General features: G+C 40.4%; 23 protein-coding genes. 17 read left to right on the top strand and 6 right to left on the bottom strand.

Features of this window, described 5'->3' with window-relative positions; translation table 11 throughout:
• Window positions 1–2 precede the first annotated feature (2 nt).
• A complete protein-coding gene (locus tag AC1XUO_RS04220; RefSeq protein ID WP_483328504.1) occupies window positions 3–1010 on the bottom strand; it encodes a bile acid:sodium symporter family protein in 1008 nt (335 codons plus the stop codon).
• Window positions 1011–1223: 213 nt separating this feature from the next.
• Between AC1XUO_RS04220 and AC1XUO_RS04225 the strand changes: the two genes are divergently transcribed.
• From AC1XUO_RS04225 to AC1XUO_RS04260, 8 genes are all read left to right on the top strand, one after another.
• Entirely contained in the window at window positions 1224–2039 is an 816-nt protein-coding gene (locus AC1XUO_RS04225; protein ID WP_483328505.1) for a glycoside hydrolase family 16 protein, read from the top strand.
• Window positions 2040–2288: 249 nt separating this feature from the next.
• Complete coding sequence (gene ileS / locus AC1XUO_RS04230; protein ID WP_483328506.1) at window positions 2289–5720, top strand: isoleucine--tRNA ligase; 3432 nt, start codon at window positions 2289–2291, stop codon at window positions 5718–5720.
• 166 nt (window positions 5721–5886) lie between these two features.
• Window positions 5887–6327 (top strand): DUF6934 family protein, encoded by a 441-nt coding sequence (locus AC1XUO_RS04235; RefSeq protein WP_483328507.1) that lies wholly within the window; start codon window positions 5887–5889, stop codon window positions 6325–6327.
• Window positions 6328–6353: 26 nt separating this feature from the next.
• Complete coding sequence (locus AC1XUO_RS04240) at window positions 6354–6518, top strand: hypothetical protein (RefSeq protein ID WP_483328508.1); 165 nt, start codon at window positions 6354–6356, stop codon at window positions 6516–6518.
• Between the two features lie 21 nt (window positions 6519–6539).
• Entirely contained in the window at window positions 6540–6725 is a 186-nt protein-coding gene (locus AC1XUO_RS04245) for a hypothetical protein (RefSeq protein ID WP_483328509.1), read from the top strand.
• A 26-nt stretch (window positions 6726–6751) separates the two neighbouring features.
• A complete protein-coding gene (locus tag AC1XUO_RS04250) occupies window positions 6752–7531 on the top strand; it encodes a 3-hydroxyacyl-CoA dehydrogenase (RefSeq protein WP_483328510.1) in 780 nt (259 codons plus the stop codon).
• 7 nt (window positions 7532–7538) lie between these two features.
• Window positions 7539–7934: a hypothetical protein gene (locus AC1XUO_RS04255; RefSeq protein ID WP_483328511.1), complete on the top strand. Its 396-nt coding sequence runs from the start codon at window positions 7539–7541 to the stop codon at window positions 7932–7934.
• 132 nt (window positions 7935–8066) lie between these two features.
• Window positions 8067–8222, top strand: a complete 156-nt coding sequence (locus tag AC1XUO_RS04260; RefSeq protein WP_483328512.1) for a hypothetical protein — start codon at window positions 8067–8069, stop codon at window positions 8220–8222.
• Here the strand turns inward: AC1XUO_RS04260 and AC1XUO_RS04265 are convergent.
• Window positions 8219–8992: a DeoR/GlpR family DNA-binding transcription regulator gene (locus AC1XUO_RS04265; protein ID WP_483328513.1), complete on the bottom strand. Its 774-nt coding sequence runs from the start codon at window positions 8990–8992 to the stop codon at window positions 8219–8221. The two genes, AC1XUO_RS04260 and AC1XUO_RS04265, sit on opposite strands and share 4 nt — an antisense overlap.
• Window positions 8993–9082: 90 nt before the next feature.
• Here AC1XUO_RS04265 and AC1XUO_RS04270 point away from each other — a divergent pair, with 90 nt between their 5' ends.
• Window positions 9083–9631, top strand: coding sequence for a 5' nucleotidase, NT5C type (locus AC1XUO_RS04270; RefSeq protein ID WP_483328514.1), 549 nt, complete (start codon window positions 9083–9085; stop codon window positions 9629–9631).
• Between the two features lie 75 nt (window positions 9632–9706).
• Here the strand turns inward: AC1XUO_RS04270 and AC1XUO_RS04275 are convergent, their stop codons facing one another.
• The 3 genes from AC1XUO_RS04275 to AC1XUO_RS04285 all read right to left on the bottom strand — a co-directional run bounded on the left by AC1XUO_RS04275 (window position 9707) and on the right by AC1XUO_RS04285 (window position 15358).
• Window positions 9707–12196: a M12 family metallo-peptidase gene (locus AC1XUO_RS04275; protein ID WP_483328515.1), complete on the bottom strand. Its 2490-nt coding sequence runs from the start codon at window positions 12194–12196 to the stop codon at window positions 9707–9709.
• 211 nt (window positions 12197–12407) lie between these two features.
• Entirely contained in the window at window positions 12408–14426 is a 2019-nt protein-coding gene (gene uvrB, locus AC1XUO_RS04280; RefSeq protein ID WP_483328516.1) for an excinuclease ABC subunit UvrB, read from the bottom strand.
• A gap of 77 nt (window positions 14427–14503) precedes the next feature.
• Window positions 14504–15358, bottom strand: a complete 855-nt coding sequence (locus AC1XUO_RS04285; protein ID WP_234649908.1) for a cupin-like domain-containing protein — start codon at window positions 15356–15358, stop codon at window positions 14504–14506.
• A gap of 425 nt (window positions 15359–15783) precedes the next feature.
• Between AC1XUO_RS04285 and AC1XUO_RS04290 the strand changes: the two genes are divergently transcribed.
• The 8 genes from AC1XUO_RS04290 (at window position 15784) to AC1XUO_RS04325 (ending at window position 23155) form a co-directional block, all read left to right on the top strand.
• On the top strand, window positions 15784–16593 hold the full coding sequence (locus AC1XUO_RS04290) for a DUF6597 domain-containing transcriptional factor (RefSeq protein WP_483328517.1): 810 nt from the start codon (window positions 15784–15786) through the stop codon (window positions 16591–16593).
• Between the two features lie 76 nt (window positions 16594–16669).
• Window positions 16670–17044 carry a VOC family protein gene (locus AC1XUO_RS04295; RefSeq protein WP_483328518.1) on the top strand — a complete coding sequence of 125 codons (375 nt, stop codon included), beginning with the start codon at window positions 16670–16672 and terminating at the stop codon, window positions 17042–17044.
• A gap of 52 nt (window positions 17045–17096) precedes the next feature.
• Window positions 17097–17663: a DUF1003 domain-containing protein gene (locus AC1XUO_RS04300; RefSeq protein WP_483328519.1), complete on the top strand. Its 567-nt coding sequence runs from the start codon at window positions 17097–17099 to the stop codon at window positions 17661–17663.
• A 26-nt stretch (window positions 17664–17689) separates the two neighbouring features.
• Entirely contained in the window at window positions 17690–18028 is a 339-nt protein-coding gene (locus AC1XUO_RS04305) for an avidin-fold protein (protein WP_483328520.1), read from the top strand.
• A gap of 34 nt (window positions 18029–18062) precedes the next feature.
• Entirely contained in the window at window positions 18063–18593 is a 531-nt protein-coding gene (locus AC1XUO_RS04310) for a YceI family protein (protein ID WP_483328521.1), read from the top strand.
• Between the two features lie 202 nt (window positions 18594–18795).
• A complete protein-coding gene (locus AC1XUO_RS04315; RefSeq protein WP_483328522.1) occupies window positions 18796–21057 on the top strand; it encodes a TonB-dependent receptor in 2262 nt (753 codons plus the stop codon).
• 34 nt (window positions 21058–21091) lie between these two features.
• Complete coding sequence (locus AC1XUO_RS04320; protein WP_483328523.1) at window positions 21092–22474, top strand: HmuY family protein; 1383 nt, start codon at window positions 21092–21094, stop codon at window positions 22472–22474.
• 78 nt (window positions 22475–22552) lie between these two features.
• Window positions 22553–23155, top strand: a complete 603-nt coding sequence (locus tag AC1XUO_RS04325) for an HmuY family protein (RefSeq protein WP_483328524.1) — start codon at window positions 22553–22555, stop codon at window positions 23153–23155.
• Window positions 23156–23251: 96 nt separating this feature from the next.
• On the opposite strand, the gene AC1XUO_RS04330 is transcribed toward AC1XUO_RS04325, so the two are convergent.
• The gene (locus AC1XUO_RS04330) at window positions 23252–24292 is read right to left on the bottom strand and encodes a GNAT family N-acetyltransferase (protein WP_483328525.1); all 1041 of its coding nucleotides are present in this window, start codon (window positions 24290–24292) and stop codon (window positions 23252–23254) included.
• Window positions 24293–24510: the final 218 nt, after the last annotated feature.

Consider the following 24510-nt stretch of genomic DNA (forward strand, 5'->3'; position numbering starts at 1 on the left):
AATTATTCCGAATCTGTAATATTTAAATTCTCCCTGGCCATTCGCTGCGCCATAACACTGGCGGCGATAAGCTGTAATGCATGGTATAGCATAATGGGCAACAACATTACACCGGCATAAGCAGCGCCTGAAAATAAAACTTTGGACATTACAGCACCCTGAATCAGAGATTTTTTCGAACCACAAAATACTGCCGTTATCTCGTCTTCCCGACTGAAATGCAGCAATCGACTAAAAAAAGTCAGCACATTGTAAATAAGAAAAAACAACGACAACATTCCTATTCCTAAAAGTACAATATCTTTAATTTGAAATCCACTAAATAAATGCTCGCCAAACGATTCACAAAATGAGGTATAAACGATCAGTAAAATGGTAGACTGGTCGAAATACCGGATTTTCGTTTTGTTTTTTTCTGCAAAATATCCCCATTTTTTATTTAGTAACAATCCCAGTGCAACTGGTAATACTACTTGTAAAGACAATTTTCCGACTACGCCTATCAAATCAAAATTTCCGGAGGCATCATCCAGTACCAGCCCCATCCAAAGCGGCGTGATAAAAACGCCCATCAAACTGGAAATACTGGCATTAAAGATCGCTGCCGGGATATTGCCGTTTGCAATGGAAACCATAACGACAGCAGAGGAAACCGTTGAAGGAAGTGTCGTCAGAAAAAAGATAGATAACCAAAGCATTTCATTTTCTTCTCCAACAAAAACCGGACGGAGCGCCAACGCAATCAATGGAAATATTAAAAAAGTCGAAAAGTGGATCATGACGTGCAATCGCCAATTGGTCAAGCCCGCCCGTAATTTCTCCGGACTAAGCCTCAATCCGTAAAAGAAAAAAACTACTGAAACACCGTACGTGGCAATTTCGCCTAATGGCACAGGGCTTGTCTTCATTCCGGGATATGGCCATAAATACGCCAATCCGATCATGCTGATCAGCAACAGTAAAAATCCGTCTAAACCAGCCTTTTGCGCCACACTTGCAATTCTATTCATTTCATTTTCACAAAATCCGAAGTTAATCAGATCAATGTTTAAAGTTTATTAATGATTTTTTTTGAATTCTAACTAATGAACAAAAGGTTTAAATGATACGATTTCGTTGTGGAATATAACGTAATTAAATCTTTTTGACCTATTTGTTTGGCTAGGAATAATCTGTTATCATCGTTGATAGAAATCAAACTCCTGATCAATTAACGCCTTAAAATGAAAATCAGTTACTTAATTTTAATTTTCTCAGTATTTTCTAATATCACTGCCAAAGCCCAGTGGAAGTTGGTTTGGTCTGATGAATTTAATATCGACGGAAAGCCGGATCAAAAGAACTGGAAAGCCGAAAAAGGTTTTGTCAGGAATCATGAATATCAATGGTATCAGGCCGAAAATGCTTTTTGTAAAGAAGGGATGCTCATTATTGAAGCACGCCGGGAAGAGGTAAAAAATCCAAATTATGTTTCCGGGAGTAAAAACTGGAAGGAAGAAAGAAGTTCTGCGCATTATACCTCGGCGAGCCTGATTACACAGGGAATGCAAAGTTTCAAGTATGGACGTTTCGAAATAAAGGCTAAAATCGATACCCGTTCTGGTATGTGGCCTGCATTCTGGACATTGGGAAATGAAGGCGAATGGCCGGAAAACGGTGAAATTGATATCATGGAATATTACCGCGGAACGATCCTGGCTAATGCGGTATGGGGTTCTATGGAAAAATGGAAAGGTATCTGGAGCACTGTAAAAAAGCCAATTTCAGAATTCGACGACCCTGACTGGTCAAATAAATTTCACGTCTGGCGAATGGATTGGGACGAAAAACGCATCAAACTTTATGTTGATGATTTTTTGATGAATTCAATTGATCTTGAAAAAACATACAACGCAAAAGAACCACACAAAAACCCTTTCCGGCAACCGCATTATATCTTACTAGGTATGGCGATTGGCGGTGATAATGGCGGAGATCCTGCTAAAACGGAATTCCCGGCCCGGTATGAGATTGATTATGTGCGGGTTTATCAGAAATGATGAAGATTAGCTTGTTTAGTTTTATGCCTAGTCTTAACAACTTCTAACGATCAACTTATCAGCAATTTCTGTTATACATTCTACAATGTATCAAATCAGCCATTAATCATTATCACACCTCCTTCCCTTTCACCCAAAAAATCCGTAAATTTGCGGTCTGAAATTTAGGAAGAGCCAAATAACGAAGCTAACGGCCATCCGTTTGACGGAACACCGTGTGACGGACCATACTAATAGCTAACTGCCGATATGAACTACAAAGAGTATAAAAACCTCAGTTATCCACAGATTGGTGATGATATACTGAAATTTTGGAAAGACAATAAAATTTTTGAAGCGTCGATCGATACGCGCGAAGGTTCGCCTTCCTTTACTTTTTATGAAGGTCCGCCTTCGGCAAACGGAACGCCTGGTATTCACCACGTGATGGCGCGTTCGATCAAGGATATTTTCTGCCGTTACAAAACCCTTCAGGGCTTTCAGGTAAAGCGTAAAGGAGGTTGGGATACACACGGACTTCCGGTTGAATTGCAGGTTGAAAAAGAACTTGGGATTACCAAAGATGATATTGGAAAAACAATTTCAGTAGAAGAATATAACGAAAGATGTCGCCAGACGGTCATGAAATTCACTGACCAATGGAATGATCTTACGGAAAAAATGGGGTACTGGGTGGACCTTGAAAATCCATACGTAACCTACGAAAACGAATACATCGAAAGTCTTTGGAGTTTGCTTAAAAAGCTTTACGACAAAGGTTTACTTTATAAGGGTTACACCATCCAGCCGTATTCTCCGGCAGCTGGAACTGGTCTGTCATCGCATGAATTGAATATGCCCGGCACATACAAAGATGTGAAGGACACAACGATTGTGGCGATGTTCAAAGTGAAAGCGGTGGAAAGTTATCCTGTTTTTGCTGATGTTGCTGGTTTGGTTGATCTGCGCATTTTGGCATGGACGACAACGCCCTGGACTTTGCCAGCAAACTCAGCTTTGACGGTTGGCGCCAACATTAATTATGTATTGGTAAAAACATTCAATCCTTACACTTACGAACCTGTTGAAGTGGTTTTGGCGAAGGATCTGATTGGAAAATATTTCACTGAAAAAGGAAAAGACGGTGATTTCGAAGGATATGCTGCGAGCGACAAAAAATTATTGCCTTGGACTGTCCTGAAAGAATTCAAAGGAAAAGATCTGGAAGGTGTTGAATACGAGCAATTGATGCCATACGTTCAGCCAGACAAACCTGCTTTCCGTGTGATTATCGGAGATTTCGTTACCACAGAAGATGGTACCGGCGTTGTACATACTTCACCAACTTTTGGCGCGGATGACTTTCGGGTTTCTCACGCGAATGGTATTCCTGCCATTATGGTGAAAGACGAAACGGGGAAAGAAGTACCGATCGTGGATCGTCGTGGACGTTTTGTTAAAGAAATAACAGATTATGCAGGCCGATTTGTGAAGCCTGAATATTACTCAGCAGAAGAACAGGCTGATCCTGAATTCCGTGCAACGGACGTTTTGATTGCCATCAAACTGAAAGAAGAAGGTAAAGCGTTCAAAGTCGAAAAATACGAACATACGTATCCGCATTGCTGGCGAACGGACAAACCGGTGTTATATTATCCACTGGATAGCTGGTTTATCAAAACAACAGCGATGAAAGATAAGCTGGTTGAATTGAATAAAACAATCAACTGGAAACCTGAAAGCACCGGAACAGGTCGTTTTGGGAACTGGCTGGAAAACCTGGTGGATTGGAATTTATCCCGCTCCCGTTACTGGGGAACGCCGCTTCCGATATGGCGCAGTGAAATTGGTGAAGAAGTTTGTGTTGGTGCGATCAGTGAACTGAAGGCATTGCTTGAAAGCGCAAATGCTTCCGGGAAATTATCGGCAGAACAAACTGAAAGTAATTCGTCTTATCTGGCAAAATTGAGCGAAGGAGATTTCGATCTTCACCGTCCTTATGTTGACAACATTTATTTCGTTTCTGCTCAGGGAAATATCATGTTCCGCGAGCCGGATCTGATCGACGTTTGGTTTGATTCCGGTGCGATGCCTTATGCGCAATGGCATTATCCATTTGAAAACAACGAAACATTCAACGAAAGTTACCCGGCCGATTTTATCTCCGAAGGCGTCGACCAGACACGCGGATGGTTCTTCACTTTGCATGCGATTGCCGGAATGTTGTTTGATTCGGTAGCGTTCAAAAACGTTGTTTCAACAGGTTTGGTTTTGGATAAAAATGGTAACAAGATGTCAAAACGTCTTGGAAACGCCGTTGATCCATTCGAAACACTTGGAAAATATGGTCCAGATGCGACGCGCTGGTATATGATCACCAATGCGGAACCTTGGGATAACCTTAAATTTAACATCGACGGGATCCAGGAAGTGCAGCGCAAGTTTTTCGGAACGCTAGTAAATACTTACAATTTCTTCGCTTTGTATGCGAATCTGGATGGTTATAATTTCCATGAAGCAACGTCTGTTCCTGTGGAAAGCAGAACGGAACTGGATCGCTGGATTTTGTCAAAACTGAATACGCTGATCAAAGAAGTTGGTGAGCAGTTTGACGATTATAACCCAACAAAAGCGGGACGTCTGGTTCAGGATTTCGTAACGGATCAGCTTTCAAACTGGTATATCCGTTTAAACCGTCGCCGTTTCTGGAATCCATCAAGCGAAAATGCCGGATTGACAGAAGATAAAAAAGCGGCTTATGAAACGTTGCAGCATTGTTTGGTTACGGTTTCTCAGTTAATGTCGCCAATCGCTCCGTTTTTTGCGGAATGGTTGTATAAAAGTTTGACAGACGGAATCAGAGAAGAATTGATCAAAGCGGATTCTCATTTGAAATACGACTCGGTTCATTTGTCACACTGGCCGAAGGTTGAATACAATGAAATCGACCTGGATCTGGAAGAAGCGATGGAAATGGCTCAGTCGATCAGTTCGCTGGTTCACTCGATCCGTAAAAAACATAAATTAAAAGTACGTCAACCGCTTTCAAAAGTTTTGATTCCGGCTTTGACAGAAAAAACAAGTCGACAAATTCGTCAGGTTGCTTCGATTATTTTATCGGAAGTTAACGTGAAAGATGTTGACGCGATCAACGACAACGACGGATTTTTCCATAAAAGAGCAAAACCGAACTTTAAGGTTTTAGGTAAAAAGTTTGGAAAAGATATGCAGGCTGTCGCAGAGAAAATCAAGCTTTGGGACAATACTGAAATCAAACAACTGGAAAAGGACGGTCAGTTTTTGATTACCGATCTCAATCCGGTAGCGGCGATTTTGATTGACGAAGTAGAAATCTATACTGAAGACGTTCCGGGATGGCTGGTTGCAAGTGAAAATGGTCTGACTGTTGCCCTTGATATCACCGTTACCGACGAACTTCGTCTGGAAGGTATCGCACGTGACTTCGTAAACCGTGTTCAAAATCTTCGTAAAGACAGCGGATTTGAAGTAACGGATAAAATAAAAATCACGCTTCAAAACAATGATGAATTATTGGCAAGTGCTGTAACTGCGAACAGAGAATATATATGTCAGGAAGTTCAGGCATTGGATCTTAGCCTGGTAGGCGACCTCAATGGTTCTGCCAGCGAGATTGAAATGGATGAGTTTTTATTGAAGGTAAAAATTGAGGTGGTGTCCTGATTTCTAGTTTAGAAAACGCAGCGTTAGGAAGAGTAAAAAAGGAGGTTCACAGAGATTTTTTTCTTTGTGGGGCTCCTTTTTCTTTTGATTGCGTAACTTATGTTGATCTGTTACGTACTAGATGTACCAAACACAGTTTAGTAAGGTCTAAAGGCTTTGCTATATAATGAATTATAAACCATACGCACTAGATATAAATAAAGACCATACTCGGTTCCAATTTCAGAGCGTTGGCAAACGAGGTGTTTTTGAAAAAGTAATTTTATTCCAATTACTAGCCGATGATATTTATAATCTTGCTTTATTGGATTACAATCCCACTTCTCAGGAATACAGTGATTTATTGGTAACCAATAATGGTGATATGCCGGAAATTTTTGCCACAGTAATAAATGCTGTAACCGCGTTTTTAAAAGCATATCGAAATAGGAAAATTTACTTTGAGGGAACTACTTCTTCAAGAACTAGACTATACCAAATTGTTATTAACAAAATATATAACTCTGATATTCAAGATTTGATTATACTTGGACTTAAAAATCAAGAATGGCATCCATTCGAACCTAATATTAATTTTGAAGGTTTTTTAATTGAAAAAAAGAGTTAATTTAGATGAAATTAATTTTCATAGAAATGAAAGTTGTAGAAAAAAATATCACGAAAGAGGGCGAGGGAGGAATTATATATAATCCTTCTTTAGACAATTTACCTGTTCCACAAATCGCCTTGGAAAAAGCTGAAAAGGCAAGAGAAACGTTGAGGAAGTATCCTATTCCTTCTCATTTTAAAAGGAATTAATTTTAGACATAGTTTAATATTATGGGATCAATAAAATCAAAGGGTAGTAAAAGAACACCTAAATATGGTGAAGTAATTATTGACAATTCACTACCTGATCTTTCACAGCATCCTGTTGTTTTGAAAAAAGTGAGTGAAGCCCGCGCATTTTTAGAAAAACACCCAATTCCGGAGCATATACTGAATCGACATAGAAGTGATAAGTGATTAACAATAATTAGCCTTCACACTTCATGCAACTACAAAACTCCACAGCACTCATCACAGGCGGCGCTTCCGGGCTCGGCGAAGCCACCGCCCGACTATTCCTTTCACAAGGAGCCAATGTCGTTATCCTTGACCTAAACGAAACTTCGGGAAAAGCACTTGAACAGGAATTTCCTGGAAAACTTAAATTTGTAAAAACAGACGTAGCGGATGAAGTCGATGTGAAGTTGGCTATCAATTCGGCGTTGGAAACATTTGGCTCGATTCAGATCGTTGTTAATTGTGCCGGTATTGCAATCGCCAGAAAAACCATTGGAAAAGTTGATGGGGTTTATGGTCCGCATGCTCTTGAAGCGTTTGAAAAAACTATTCGTATCAATCTGATCGGGACGTTTAATGTGATTCGTTTAGCTGGTTTTGCCATGGAGAAAAATGAGACGAACGCAGAAGGCGAACGCGGAATAATTATAAACACAGCCTCCGTTGCCGCTTATGACGGACAAATGGGTCAGGCGGCTTATGCAGCCAGCAAAGGTGGTATCGTAAGCATGACGTTACCAATAGCGCGCGAATTTGCAAAAGCAGGTATTCGGGTCATGACCATTGCGCCTGGATTATTTGAAACACCGCTATTAATGGATTTACCGGAGGAGGCTAGAATTTCTCTGGGACAGCAGGTACCATTCCCATCGCGTTTGGGAAAACCGTCCGAATATGCTTTGTTAGCAAAATCAATTGTTGAAAATCCGATGTTAAATGGTGAGGTAATACGCCTGGATGGTGCCATACGGATGGGCGCGAAATAATTACAACATGAAACAGAGACAAAATATCAATCGCAAACTTCCAATTTTCAGTTGGCTGTTTTTTCTGTTTCTGTCATCCGGAATTTCTCATCACAACAACAATCTTCAATTTGGAAAACCTGTTCTGATTGAACGCGTTGACCAGCTTATTCCAAATTCGGGAAAGAAAAAAGCTTTTGCTAAATTTTCAATATCCTCTAAGAAAAGTTATTTCAACCAACAGCAAAATTCTCAATTTATACTAATAAATCTTTTGTCTCACAGATTGAATAACCATGCCCATATTCTTCTGAACAGACAATATAGCCTTTTCAAACCAGTATCTCAAAATACAATTCTTCATTTTAGAAGTCGAATATTGACTTCCAATTCTTCTGACGATTTTCCTGATTTCGTTTCCTAGCCAGCTATTACTGCTGCGCAATGGCTCATATTCTCTATGTCGAAACCCAGGCCATTTATTGGTCTGACAATACTTGATTTCCCGTTTGGGAAGTAAGGTTTCGTTTTGTCTTATTACTTCAATTTAGAAATCATGAAAATCAACAAGATAATTCTCGGAGCCATAAAATGGCTCAGGTATTTCACCATTGCCTATATGCTGGGTGTTGCTAATGTTTTAAATCAGGAAACAAAAACGATGGACGAAACTTTTCATAAGATCGAGCAAACTTCCGAAAATGAAGATTAACCCATCTTGATTCCCATTGCTTTATAAACCTCAAACATATCTAAATTGTCCGGCTGATCGGTAATGATCGTCGTCAACTGATTGGTCGGACAAACATAATATGCCTCGGCAGTTCCTAATTTTTCCAGCGTAGAAAGCGCAATGATTTCTCTGGAAGATTCCACCATCGCCCTTTTCACTTCACTTTCTTCATAATCCGGCCCTGTAACGCCCAGTTCCGGATGGATACTGCAAATTCCTGAAAAACAGATATCGGCCCGGAATTTTCTAAAATACTGTATCGTTTCATTCCCTATCGTTACAAAAGATTTTTTCAGCAGCCTTCCACCGGCAAACAAAACGTCCACCTTTTCATGCTCTTCCAAAATACTCGCGATCGGAAAACTGTTTGTTACGACCGTTAGATGAATGTCTTTGGGTAATGCCTGTGCGATCAGCATGGCAGAAGTTCCGCCATCAAAAATGACGACCTGACCATCTTTCAGAAAAGTTAGCGCTTTATTCGCAATGATGCGCTTCTGGTCATGCCCATATGTTATGCGATCTTTGAAATGATGCGGTCCAGGCGAATGCGGCACGGCTCCTCCCCTGACCGACTTGAGTAATCCCTGTTCTGCTAATTCTTTGATATCCCGGCGGACCGTATCTTCAGAAACATTTAAAATACCACTCAGTCCGGATAAATGCACTTTTTGATCTTGCCCTAACTGACTTAGTATAACCCGAAAGCGTTCTTCTTTTAACATCGACGTAGATTCAACTTTTTGCAAAGATAATAATTAATTAAAATTATATATTGCAAATTATTGCAATATATAGCTACATTTGTCGCAATATTTTGCAGCTAAAATATCATATAAATGAAAAAAACAGTAGCCATCGACATGGACAATGTCATAGCGGATATCGAAACGAACTGGATTCATTTTTACGAGCAGGAATTTGGTGTTCGGGTAGAAAAAGAAGATTTGCTGGGAAAACCAGAAGATTTCGCATTCCCCGATCCGGCCGCGGCAAGGAGCCTTATTTATAAAAAGGGATTTTTTCGCAATGCACCGGTGATCGAAGGCGCAGTTGAAGCGTTGAAAGAATTGCAGGAAGACTTTGATGTCTACATCGTTTCCGCAGCTATGGAATTCCCCAATTCTCTGATCGAAAAACACGATTGGCTTGCAGAACATTTCCCATTTATATCATGGAGAAATATTATTTTCTGTGGAGATAAAAGTGTTATTGGTACCGACTTCTTAATTGACGATCATTTGAAAAATCTTGATTTCCACAAAGGAATGCCGATTCTGTTTACGGCCGGGCATAACATCAATGTAGACCGGCACACAAGAGTGAATAATTGGAAAGAGGCTGTGGCATTGCTAAAAACCACAAATGCAACTGAGGAAGCGCATTAAACAAATCATAAAACGAGCCGGTCAGAACTGTCTGACCGACCCGTTTTATGATTTCAAATTTAATTCAACGCAAATTTACTTTAATATTTTTTGAACAATCACTGGCTGATCGTCCGCCTGAATACTTAGGAATAACAAACCTGAATTTAAATTGGTCATATCGTCCTTGATTTGATTATTACCTTTGGATAGTCCTTTTTTCCAGGCTCTTACCGGATTCCCTAAGATGTTAAATAGCGTAATATTTACCACGCGTTCCGTATCAGACAGCAATTCATAAGCAATATCATCTCCAATCAATGTCTGACAATTTTTTAAAACCAGCCCTGCTTGTACATCAGAATTTTTAACAAAAATGATTCTGCTAAAATTGACTTTTCCATCCATTTCTGCCATCCTGAGTTTGTAGTAATAGCCACCAACAGTATTAGGAATTAACTCATCTGTCAACTGGTAATTAAACTGGTCTTTACCTGTATTGTTAGACACAACCGTACCAATATCAGAAAAACCGATTCCGGTCTCGCTTCTCTCTACGGTATACGATTCCATTTTTGTTTCATTTACTGTTTTCCATTCCAGCAAATTACCATTTCCGGCTTTCCTTCCTGAAAATGATATCAGGTCAACCGGCAATGGCGGACTGATTTGATGAAATACAACACCATAATCCTCCACCTGGCCTTCTGCTGTGTTATGGCATGCATCAGACGGATTTGATGTATCGGTAACAACACGCAGTCTTAATATCTTATTTTTAGTTGCGTTTGTTGGCGTAGTAAATCGCAGCCATGGCCTGCTGGATGCATCGTAAGTAAGGTAACCTGCCCATAAACTACTGGAATTTACAACCAATTCCGTAGTTTCGTTGAAAAGGCCATCATTGTCATAATCAATATACACCTTTATTCGCTCAAATATAGTTGGGGTTACATTCTCGTCATAATTCCCAATGCTGACTGTTACGTCATAAGAATTCCCTGCCGTCAATTCAGTAATTTGCGTACACGACCTATCCATATACTTACTTCCATCAGAGGTCGCATTTCCCGACGGAAAATTTATGGAATTTAAAGCAAAATATCGTAGTCCACCGTTCCCAGGCGTACCGCTTGGCAAAGAACAGGAAGCAGTATTAAGGGCCGGATTATTCACAATGATATAATCATTGGCAACCAGGGTCTGAGTACCACTCGCCAGGGTTACGTCAAAAGTGCCCGCGGTCAAATAGGTCGTTGCCTGCTTGGCTGACGTGGAAGTTGCTGGATTACCCGATTGAAAGGTCCAGCTTCTCGTAGAACCATTGATTGTTTGGTCCTTAAATTGCACGGTTCCACCTACACAAACGGCGGAAGGCATGGCAATAAAAGCAGAATTTATTGTTCCGTTACAATTGCTTAAACAAGTTCGGGTAGTAATATGGTCATTTATAGCAGTTTCGGATTGCGACGACCAGGTACTTGTCAGGTTTACTGATGGAGCCATAATGGTAGGCGAACCTGGCGCATCGTGATTCGCATTGAAATTATGACCAATCTCGTGTGCTGTCATTACAGCAACAGATGAAATATCGGGTGAAAAATCTTGTAAAATATGGTATTGGTAATTCGTGCAAATCGTCCCAACGTAAGCCAATCCAACCGTTGTTCCATCAAAATCCCGGTTAGTCCAGAACTGTCCAACGTCGAAAGTAACTCCAAAATTCCCCGCCTGCCCCCAGGCGGCAAACGCAGGTAATAAAGTTGTTGGATCCGTGGAAGTTGTATTTACCAACAGTGGATCGCTGGAAAAATCCATACTTCCATACTGGGTAACGATACTATACTCAATATTGTCAATGAATTCATGTCTGTAAAGCACACTTACATTATTCATCACTGCAATATTATGATTAAATACGGCAGCCGTACTTCCAAATTTCGTAAACATACTTACATCAGAAGCTATTGCCATTTCCACGACCTGACATCCGTCGGCCAGAGTTCTCATTCCCGATTTCGGTTGAAGCAATTCTTGTGCCTTGTTTTTATCGTCCTCCACGCCACATCTAAACTCCTTTCCCCCAATAACATCCAGCGCATTATACATCACCAGCACCTCATTATCTGACTCTCCATTGATATATTGGGCTTGTTCAATGTACCACGTTTGGCCGCCGTCGTTGACTACAGCCGAGAAAAACCCGTGGTCGACAGTGAGCGAAACTTTTCCTTTTCCACCTTTTAGCGTACCATCAAATGTTTTTACCGTTGCATTACTTCGCTTGCGTACGCCATTACTTCCGGCAACAGTTTCAAAATAACCTGAGGAAAGCAAATTATTTTCTTCAAGCTCAAACATCCATCTGGGCTGACCAGAAAATGAAAGTTCCATCTGACCGTTTGGTTCATTTTCCAATTTCAAATAAATGCCTTCCAAATCGGCTTTAATCAATTTATGTTGTTTAAACTTTGTGCGAAGGTCGACTCCACTGGTAATTTTAGGAATACTAAAATCAATTTTGTTTTGTGCGATTGCTGTAAAAGCTGTAATTAACAGAACACCTAACAGGTAAAGTTTTTTCATGAGAAATGATATGATATGTGTGCAGAAAGAATATTGTAAAAGGCAAAAAGACCTTTCTGGTTGCAATATACGTAATCACAAAGGTTTACAAATTAATTTCTCTTTGGATTAAAAAATCGAGTAAATAACTTCCCCATTTCTGTATAAAAAAAAGCTGCCCTCACATTTAGCGAAGTCAGCTTCTTAACGATAAGGTATGTAACAGATTGATCTACACCTTATCTTTCACCCTTTCCTTCAACTGCAACAACTCATCACGCAGCCTAGCAGCTTCCAGGAAGTCCATATCTTTTGCAGCACTTTCCATTTTTTTCTGAGTTTCATTAATGAGTTTTTGAAGATCATTTTTACCCATATACTGAACAACAGGATCTGCCGCTATCCGGATTTCACTTGGTTCAACATAAATTTTTCTTGGTTTCGAGTCAGCAACCGAAGTTTGCGACATAATCGCTTCCTTCGATTTCAGAATTGTTTTAGGTGTAATTCCGTGCTCTTCGTTGTAAGCAAGCTGAATTGCTCTACGTCTGTTCGTTTCGCCAATTGCCTCCTCCATAGAACCGGTCATCACATCCGCATACATCAAAACTTTCCCATTCTCGTTCCTCGCCGCACGTCCGATTGTTTGAATTAACGAGCGAATATCTCTCAAAAATCCTTCCTTATCAGCATCCATAATGGCAACCAGAGACACTTCCGGTAAATCCAGACCTTCACGCAAAAGGTTAACCCCAACCAAAACATCAAAAACGCCAAGACGCAATTCACGAAGAATTTCAACCCGATCCAGCGCCTTTACTTCTGAGTGGATATAACGACATTTTATCCCTACACGATCCAGATATTTACTCAATTCTTCTGCCATTCTCTTGGTCAGCGTGGTGATCAAAACCCGGTCGCCTTGCTTGATACGAATATTGATTTCTTCCAGCAAATCATCAATCTGATTCAGACTTGGACGCACCTCAATTTCCGGATCCAGTAAGCCTGTAGGACGAATTATCTGTTCAACGACAACACCATCTGAACGACGCAATTCATATTCTGCCGGCGTTGCGCTTACAAAAATCGTCTGAGGCGTCAGGTCTTCAAATTCCTGAAAGGTCAACGGACGATTATCCATCGCCGAGGGCAAACGGAAACCATATTCCACCAAAGCTTCTTTTCTGGACCGGTCACCGCCCCACATGGCTTTTAGCTGCGGCATAGTTGCATGACTTTCATCCACAACCATCAAGAAATCTTCCGGAAAATAATCCAGCAAACAGAAAGGCCTCTGACCTGGAATTCGTCTGTCAAAATATCTTGAATAGTTCTCGATTCCCGAGCAGTAACCAAGTTCCCGCATCATTTCCATGTCAAACTCTGTACGCTCTTTTACGCGTTCAGCTTCTGCAACTCTTCCATTGTTGGTAAAATAATTGATCTGTTTTACCAGGTCATCCTGAATTTCTTTGATCGATTGAGAAAGCACATCACGGCCAGTTACGAAGAGATTGGCAGGAAAAATAGAAACTGCCTTTTCGCTTGAAATCTTCTTTCCGCTTTCTGGTTCAATACGTTGGATCTCTTCGATTTCATCTCCAAAAAAGATAAAACGATAAGCAAAATCCGCATATCCGGGATAAATGTCAACGGTATCACCTTTTACCCGGAAAGTCCCGCGGCCAAATTCTACTTCGGTCCGGCTGTAAAGAATTTCAACAAGCCTGTATAGAAATTGGTTACGACTTACAATATCGCCTAGTTTTGCCTTGACAATACTTTTTTTATATTCATTCGGATTCCCTGCACCGTAAATACAGGATACAGAAGCAACTACCAGAACATCACGGCGTCCGCTCATGAGCGAAGAAACCGTATGCAACCGTAATTTATCAATTTCCTGATTGATCATCAGGTCCTTTTCAATATAAGTATTGGTGCTTGAAATAAAGGCTTCCGGCTGATAATAGTCGTAGTAACTAATAAAGTATTCAACCGCATTATTAGGAAAAAACTGCTTAAACTCGCCGTAAAGCTGGGCGGCCAAGGTTTTATTATGGCTTAATACCAACGTAGGACGATTGATTTCCGCCACGACGTTAGCGACTGTAAAAGTCTTTCCGGAACCTGTCACCCCGAGCAAGGTCTGTGCAGGCTCGCCGGCTGCAATTCCCTCTAAAAGTTGTCTGATTGCCTCGGGCTGATCTCCCGTAGGCTGGTATTCGGAAGTGAGTTCAAAATTCATATCAAAACATAAAAGGAATACAAGTCATAACGCATTCCAAAGATAAAATAGTTTCTCCGGAATGCGTCAGAATTCCTCTATGCTTCCTGAGCGATCAGCTGCTGTGCTTTTTCAACTGCTTTTTTCTCTTTCCAATGCTGCCATTCGAGGCCCAAAAGAGAAGCCATACCTTTGTCTACGAAGGTGTGACGGACAAGATTCATACCTCCACGAACCGCAGTGAAAACTGAATTATTTGCTCTTAATGCAAGGCTGAAACCTCCGTCGATATATCGGATATAATGCCACCAAAGTGATGGAATAAATATTGTTTCTCCGTGGTATAAAGTCGTTTCAAAACCTGTCGCACCTTTCATTGCCGGGAATCGCTCGTAATCCGGATTGATCGGATCCACTTTGCTCATCACCGTAAACGGATGCTGATAAAGTCTTGTGCTTTCTTCCGGAGAAAATAAAATAACCTGCTTACGGGTATGGAATTGCGTCAAAAATACATTGGAACAATCCATATCATAGTGAAGGTTTGTAATTGACCCTTCACCACCGAAAAATACAAACTTATAATACTTCAGAAATCCGTCCATAATGGTTGGAAACCGGATATCTTCCGTCAGAGAAGGTGCTTTTTTGAAAATATCAAAAAGGAAAAGCCGAAGGTCTGTCGGGCCTTTTTCGATCAGGGACAAATACTCTCCAAACTTCATTGTCTTTGCAATCTGGAAATATTTGTCAGCGTCGTGCATGTGGTTATCCACCAAGGGAATTTCAATTTGGCCATGGTTTTCACGAAGCCATTCGAAGGTCCATTTTTGCATGGCCGGCCAGTCTTTTGCCAAATCTGTGAATACAACAGGACGACTTGGTTTAAGATAATTCTCAATAAATTCTTCCCGGGTAAGTCCGGTACGCTTTTCTATGGGCACTAATTTCATGACAGAAACCGAGTATAATTAGTAATCGACTAAGTAAAGAGATTGTTATCAGCTTGCGGCCGTTTTGTAACTGCTACCTATAACAATTCCAATTTGGGTATTAGTTCTAAAAGATTTGATTTTCATATTCTTCACCAAAACGACGATAATATTAATGCAGACCTCACGTATTTGAACCAATATTTCCAATTTTTCTTCAAATGTATTAAAGGAAATCGGAAATATACCTATTGTGTTTTCAGTTAAAATTTAGTTGACTGATTTCATAATGTGTACTTTACAACCAATTATTTCCAAAAAGCACCGCTAAATTAGATGATTGGACAACGAAAAAATATGACCACAATCAGACTCAAAATTATACATTAAACGTAACTTCACTTTTGATTATTGAATGGTTTTTTTAATAATAGACAGTCTGATCTATGGAATACCTAACCATTGCCCCGCCGCCTAAACTTTCAAAATTTGTTAGATTTTTTTGGGTTTTAGAAAATGAAGTCGGCACTGAAAAGCCGTATATTCATCGGGTCATGGCTGACGGCTGCGCAGAGATGATTTTTCATCATCAAACTCCATTTGATGAAATTCGGTCAAACGATTCTATAGAAACTTCTTTCAGTTCAGGTGTTCACGGACAATCTCAAAATTTCCGCCGATTTATCGTCCGTCAAAATTTCGGAATTTTTGGTGTTTATCTCTACCCTTTTGCCATTCCGATTCTATTTTCAATGCCATCGGATGAAATGAGCAATGAAATGCCGGATCTCCGAGTTTTGTTGGGAAATGAAGGTAAAGTTTTGGAAGAAAAAATAATGCTGGCAAAAACAAATGAGAAAAGAGTTGAGATCATTACCACTTTTCTGGAAAAAAAGATTGCCGATAATTACAGACATGAACCCGCGGTCTTTTCAACAATTTTTGATATCATTCAAACGAAGGGCATTACTAATGTCCGGCAGCTGGCAGAACAAAGTTTCTTATCAACACGGCAATTTGAAAGAAAATTTAAAGCTTTTTCAGGTTTTAGTCCGAAGTTATATACCCGGATTGTCCGCTTTCAATCCGCAGTAAATATGTATGGGGATTCTGAAAAATCACTAACGGAAATCGCTTATGCGTGCGGGTATTATGACCAGTCCCACTTTATTCACGACTTTAAGGAATTTTCCGGACAACACCCAAGATTTTTCTTTTCCGGAAAAGGAGAAGGGGCAGAATACCGGGATGTTTAATGTCGTGTTTTTCCAATTTTGTTCTTTTTCAGTGTGTTACATTTACTTAAACATTAACCAAAAAACAATGAGCACTATGAAAATCCCAATCGGGCACCAGACGATAATGCCTTACCTGATGCTGGAATCGTCAGAGAAATTTATTGATTTTACGACAAAAGTTTTTGGTGCGGAAGTAATGTTTAAAAAAATGCGGGATGATACAGATGTTGTCATGCATTCTGAAATTCAGATTGGTGGCAGTACGATTATGTTTTGTGACAGTACTGAAAAATGGAAAACAGAAACTGCCAATCTTTTTATCTATGTTAATAATGCCGACGAAACTTATCAAAAAGCACTTTCAGAAGGCGCTATAACGATTATGGAACCGGCAGATCAGGATTATGGAAGGAGTTGCGGCGTGACCGATCCGAGCGGAAACGTTTGGTGGATTACTTCCGTGAAATAATTTGGAAGCCATCTTTAATTCGTACTTTTAAGACAAATTACCCGAATTAAAGATGGCCGAAATTCTTGATGAAGTTGACGATATCCTCGCCAACCAAAATAAGCAGATTAAAAAATTACACGATATTGTCACAAAAGCTTTTCAGGAAGAAGAATTGATCGTTGACAATCTGGCACATCCGCCGCAGGAAATCCTTACACAAGGCCAGCGGGTTTCTGATAAAGTGGCAAGATTTGGCGGCAGCTGGACTTTCATTATCATTTTCAGTGTGATTCTTATCCTTTGGATTATTTACAATTCAACACTTCCAAAAGCAGAGCAATTCGACCCTTATCCATTTATTTTAATGAATCTAATCCTTTCTTGCGTCGCGGCCATGCAGGCGCCTATCATCATGATGAGCCAGAACCGGCAGGAAGAAAAAGACAGGATCCGGGCAGAAAATGATTATCTGATCAATATGAAAGCCGAACTGGAAGTACGTAGCCTGCATCAAAAAATGGACTTGTTGTTGGAAGAACAAATCAAAACCTTGTTTGATGTACAGGCAAAACAACTTGACTTATTGAAAAAGTTGACGGAGCGTGTCGATAGTTTGTGCAGTAAAAATGACATTTAAAAATCCGTAACAGCAGTTTTTATCCAATGATTAATTACGACGGCAAAACATTTATTCCTCTATCCAATTCAGAAAATGGTGAGGTTGATTTACAAATGAAGTTTCATTACAAACAATCAGGCAACCTTCTGACCTGCGATTACGTAGGCGCTAATATCCGTTCAGGACATTTAATTGCGCTTGTTGATGAAAACGGATGCCTGGATATGCGGTATCACCAAATTAATGACAAAGGTGAAATCACAACGGGTATTTGTAAGTCGACGCCTGAAATATTACAAAACGGAAAAATTCGTTTACATGAAAAATGGCAATGGACTTCGGGAGATCTGTCGGAAGGTGATTCACTTCTCGAAGAGCTTTGAGAATGTTCGGTTCCTCAACAACTTATACTAATTTATGAAATCAACGATTTTTGTTTTTGTATTTACATTTCTCGCTTATTTACAAGCACCGGCACAGACTTCAAAAGTAATTTCAGGATCGACTGATTTTAGTGTAAAGTTTATCCTCGGCACTTGTAACGGTACCTTCGATGCACCAAAAGGAACTGCCAATTTTGATCCGAATAATTTGAATGCCTGTAACTTTAATCTGACTGTTGCGACAAACTCTTTCAAAACGAATAGCAATGCCCGTGATAAGGATATGAAAAGCGATAGTTATTTTGACGTGGCTAAGTATCCGGAGATCCGTTTCAAATCTTCCAAGATTGAGAAGAAGGGTGATAAATATCAGGCAATCGGTTCGCTGACAATTAAAGATGTTTCCAAAGCAGTGACCTTGCCGTTCGAAGCGAAGAAAAATACTGACGGAAGTTATTCGCTTAACAGCACATTTGAGATCAACAGGCTGGATTATAAAGTCGGAGAAAGCAACTGGAAGTTGAAAGATGTGGTGACAGTGACGATGAAGGCAGTTATCAAATAAAAATCCAACAGGGATATAAAATGCATCTAAATCGGCAAATAGCTGATTTAGATGCATTTTTCAGTTATAACATCTACCGATGTCTAAATAAACTTCCAAATGCATACCTAATAAAAAATAATCCATAGTCATTACTTTGTAATTAGTCTAATTAACCTTTTATTTGTAAAATATAATTGGTCTAAATAGATATAATTCTTCAATGAAAATTCTCATTACCCTTACATGCCTACTTTGTTTGTCCTGTGCGCAAGTGGTTTTTGCGCAGAATGGAGAAATCAGAGGGAAGATTTTGGCACAAAATAACAAGACATTTGAGGGTGTTAATATCACATTGAAGGATACCAGATACGATGGTATAACCGACGGTAATGGAAAGTTTCGCCTGAAAGTCCCTGCTGGAAATTATACGCTGGTCGTAAGCCTTCTTGGTTATGAAAAACGTGAACTAGCAGTTATGGTGACTGATTCAGTAACGACACTACATGACATAACACTATCTGAATCAGGCATTTCACTGAATGATGCTGTAATAACAGGGCAATTTGGCAAGCAATCTCTACGTAATTCCGTGTATCAGGTTCGTACGATCGATAGCGAACGGATCCGGGCGAGAGGTGCAACGAACGTACAGACCATCCTCAATACAGAACTCGGTATCCGATTTTCAAACGATCTGACTCTCGGCACCTCGGATATACAATTAATGGGTATGTCCGGCCAGAGTGTAAAGATTTTGTTGGACGGAATTCCGATGGTTGACCGCGGTGCAACACGTGAAAGTCTTGGCCAAATTGATATCAATACCATTGAACGTATAGAGATTGTCGAAGGGCCGATGTCTGTTATTTATGGAACAGACGCTTTGGCCGGTGTAATCAATTTAATTACCAAAAAAGGAGATGGAAATGACAACCTCTCCATTTCGGCGCGCATGCAGGAAGAAACGGTAAGTGACGAGTATAACGCTTTTACGAATAAGGGTACGCATAACCAGAGTTTGGGAGTTAACTGGCAAAAGAAGGGTTTTCAGTTATCAGGAAGCCTGACCAGAAATAATTTCGGTGGCTGGCAAGGTGATTCCACGGGCCGCCTGAAAGCCTGGATGCCTAAGGAACAAATGCTGTATAATGCCGGAATCGGGTATTCGAAAGAAAAGTGGAACGCCTGGTATCGTTTCAACGGAACGGACGAAACCATCAAATATTTTGGGAAAATAAGTGCTGAAAATAAAGCTGCTGATAAAGATTATATCACGAAACGGTGGTTTCATCAGGCGCAGGGAGAATATAAAGCAAGTGAAAAATTAGGTTTCACGGGAGCACTTTCCTATACCGATTACAGCCGGAGAACGCTGAGTACAGTGCTGGATCTTAATACCGGCCGCAGAACACTTTCGATAGACGCGGCGGCTCAGGATAAATCCATTTTCACAACAGTGTTTTTCAGAGGGACCGCTTTATATAAAATTAACTCCAATGTTACGCTTCTTCCAGGTATCGAAATCAATAATAACAACAGCAGCGGACAACGGATTCTGGGCTCTCCGACCATTAATGAATATGCGTTTTTTGTGTCTTCTGAATTGAAAATAACCCCTGCGATAAAGTTTAGTCCGGGAGTTCGTTTCATTAAAAACTCTGTTTACGATGCGCCGCCGGTTATTCCTGCATTGAATGCAAAAATAATACTGAATAAGGTATTGGACCTTCGAATGGGTTATGCTCGCGGTTTCCGCTCGCCTGCGCTACGTGAATTGTATTTTGATTTTCACGATGCTTCACATTCGATCAATGGCAATGTTAATCTGAAAGCAGAATACTCCAACAGCTTTAATTCTTTCCTGACCTGGCGCGCGGTTGAAAAAACAACGCTCCGGTTAACCTCGACGCTTGGTGGATTTTATAATGTTTTCCATGATCGGATCGATACCGGATTTGATCCCAACAATCCCACGCAGACAACTTATCTGAACATCAGTTTGTACAAAACTACTGGCCTGACGTTCGATAATAAAGTGAACTGGAAAAATATTCAGGCATCATTGGGTGGTACCTACATTGGAACTTACAACGAAATCAGCGAAGACGCGGAACTGAATGAGAACCTTCCTGAATTTGTATGGTCTCCGGAAATTAATGCAAACCTTCTCTACAATTTCCCAAAACTTGGAGCCAGTGTAAATCTTTTCTATAAGTATACTGGTAAAAAACCGGCCTATGCGCTGATGAGCACGACGCCGGTAACGGCCAGTCTCAGACAAATTAGCGGATATAATATGGCCGATATCACTGTCACTAAAACCATCGGAAAATATATCAATCTGATCGGTGGAGCCAAAAACCTCTTTGATCTGACTTCTATAAAAAATACAACTATCGGCACCGGCCATGACGCATCAGGACCAGGTTTCAGCGGCCGCTCCTATTTTCTGGGAATGAATGTCCAATGGTCAAAAAGATAATACACCTACCCATTTTTAATAAAAACAAACCATTATGAAACGATTGATCAAACCTCTGCTTGTCATTGCATTTTTGGGAATATTTAACGCGTGCAGCGACGATGAACCACCACTTCCGGACAATCTTGCTTCTTTCGAATCAACAGCACAAGGATTTGAAGGAGAAAGTGTTGATCTGAAAATCAATCTGGGAAGAGCCACTGAAACTGCGGTTTCAATTTCAGTTGCCCTTACACCAAACCTTTTGACCTATGGTACGCAATTTACCACGGAGCCGGCAGCTACAAATAATACCATTGCTATAACAGTTCCGGCTGGGCAAACTACTGCAAACATTAAGGTGCTAAAAACAACAGGTGTACTTTTAAATGGTGACGAAAGTATAACATTTAAAATCGCATCGGTTTCGTCGCCTGTAGTTGTTGGCACAAACACAGAATTGAAGCTTAGCTTTAAAGCAATCGTTTCGGATGGAACTCAGTTGCAACTAAACGGAATTGCAGGATCTGAGGCTGGTGCCAGTGCCGGAAATTCAGTTTATTTGGATTTAAGCGCAAATACACAGACACCTGTGCTGCGCGACAGCTGGGATCTGGGGTTCAACAGCGGCACAGATTTTCGTGTGATTCTTAACAATACCAACGGCGCAACGGCCATTGAAATCAATAAATCAGATATCAACACTGTTTCCGATAAAGATCTTGACATCAGCACACTGGCCGTGGGACAAGGTGCCGGCACCTTCGCACTATATGACGGTGTCACCGGAGATCTTACTAAAACCGTTATCAAGGAAATTTCTGCCACGGATACTGATAATAAGGTATATGTCATCAACCGTGCAGGTGGTTCGGGTTCGGTTTTAACAGTTGATAAAATTTACAAAGTTCGGGTACTTCGAAAAGGAACCGGTTACACACTTCAATATGCGAAGTTGAATGAAACCACTTTCAAAACCCTTGATGTAACAAAAGATCCGACTTTTAATTTCCAGTTCGTATCTCTTGAAAAAGGTGCTGCCGTTAGCGTGGAGCCAGCAAAAGCACGCTGGGATATTGTCTGGGGATATAGTCTGTATTTCACAGGAACGACACCTTATTCTTTCTCTGACCTGGTTTTCATCAATCATCATGCGGGTGTAACCGCAGCAGAAGTTTTGACTTCGACAACGACTTATGACGCATTTGCTGAAAGTAATGTAGCATCAGTGACTTTCGTTGCGGATCGTGACGTGATCGGGTCAAAATGGAGAGTTACCTCAGGTGGAACTGTCGGCGTAAAAACAGATCGCTTTTACGTGATCAAAGACGGTGCAGGAAATGTGTACAAACTTAGGTTCCTGAGCTTCCACGCCAGTGATGGTGGCGAAAGAGGTAAGCCAAAACTGGAATATAAACTGGTTAAAAAGGGAGCCTGATTATTTAATTTATTCAAAAAAATCAGAGAGAACCGCTTGTGCCTTTCTCTCTGATTTTAAAAGAAAATCAATACAAAAATGTTTATACCAATCATTTTTTCAGTTTCCTTGTTTATCAATCCGGATATTTCGAAAACATCCGTTGGCAATGATTGTGAGGCACATTCTGAAATCATTTCCAGTGTGGTAACACCAGAGATCAGGGTTATCAAGGATTTTAACGCTGCCGCAAAACCTAACACCTATCATTATTTCAGCCTGATCGTCGGAACAGAAATATTATCAGAAGATGCCAAAACAACCAAATGGGATATTGCTTTCAGCGGCACGACAATTATTGTCAACGGAGGAACGAGCGGCTCGGGAAAAGGTGCAGCACTTGTTTTAGAAAAACCATTTGATACTGTTACGGAAGCACCGAAAGACGGATATAAAACCGACGAAGGTTCAGGAAACGCAATTGCAAGCGGCAGTGGGAATTCCTGGTACAAATATGACATGAACGTTCATGCGATTTTACCAATAACCGGTAGAACGATCATAGTTAAAACGGCTGAGGGCATATTCGCAAAAATTGAATTTATCAGTTATTACAAAGGCGCGCCGGAAGATGTGCCCACGGAAGAATCAAAATATTATACTTTCAGATATGTCTTAGCCGACGAAAACGGCAGTTTCTGAAGTATCTGAATTAAAACTTTTCCAGCCACGAATACACTAATTTCCACAAATATCGATTCAAACATTTGTGTAAATTCGTGTATTCGTGGCTATATTTTATTTTTCCAGAATCTTTTTCAGATTTTTTAATCCGTCTGAAAAATCTTTTCCAACTGAGTCTTCCATGCCCATAAAAGGCAGGAATACATTCATCGGAATCGGCATGGAGCCCGTAAAACCCCATTTAACGCGGGTCTGTTCCGGGCCAACGATTTCCGTGATCATGTAGGCATTATTCGTTGATTCAAAAGGTTTAATAAAACGAAGTTCGGTATCAATCCTCTCACCCTCAGAAATCTTTTTAATTTCCTGTTCTCCAACCCCAACTTCCTCATTTCCCTCCCAACGGGCAATAAATCCTACCGTCTCATCTGTGCCTCTGTACGTTTTTTTTACATCCGGATCTTTAATCATCCATACACTCCAATCATACTGATTTTTCAGCGGTTTCAGGTAGGCAAAAACTTCGGATTTTGGCTTATTGATGATGATTTCTCTTTCAACGGCATACTCCTTGGGCATGAGTGTCGCCGCAAGGATAAAAATGGCAATGATTCCAAGAAGAATGTAGAGCGCTTTTTTCATAAGAGGATTTGTTTTAGGTGTGAAACTGAACTTGTATTTAATTTCGTCAAGATCTTCAATTCGCTCTAAATTGCTCAACCCCGCCTTTTCCAAAACTCGTATGGAAGCGGCATTTTCCACATTTACAAAAGCGATTACGGCAGGTGGCTGAAATTTCCGGATAGCAAAAACCAGCAAAGCCTTGGCTATTTCGGTTGCAACACCTTTCCCCCAGTATTCTTCCAAAATCCGGTAACCGATTTCAACTTCCTCTCCATAGGCTTCCAGTTTCGCCGCCCCAACCAGTTTCCCGGTCTTTTTCTCTTCAATTAAGTATCTTCCAAAATAGGTTTCCGAATCATTTTCTTTCACAATCCTGCCCAGCATCTCATCCGACTCCTGACGGTTCAGCGCGTGGCCGGTCACATATTTCATTACATGTTCGTTGTTACTCAATCTAAAATATTTGTCGCCATCAGAGGCTGTCATTTTTGTTAAAATAAAACGATTGGTCTTGATGGAAAATATTTTCATAATAAATACCGCCTTGCGTGGTTTGCAAGTAACGATCACAAATTCAAATGATTAAATAGACTTATTATTGATTTTATAAATATACGTTTTGCAAAATAAAATTAGAATAAAACCATCCCTTTTATTTTCCGGAGACGTCAGGAATAAATCTAATGTGATTACGCTGAAACAGGCAGGATATTTGTAACATCCTCCCGAATATATTTCTATTTTGCGTA

This window comes from Dyadobacter sp. HNCC25DJ186 (genome assembly GCF_056895235.1).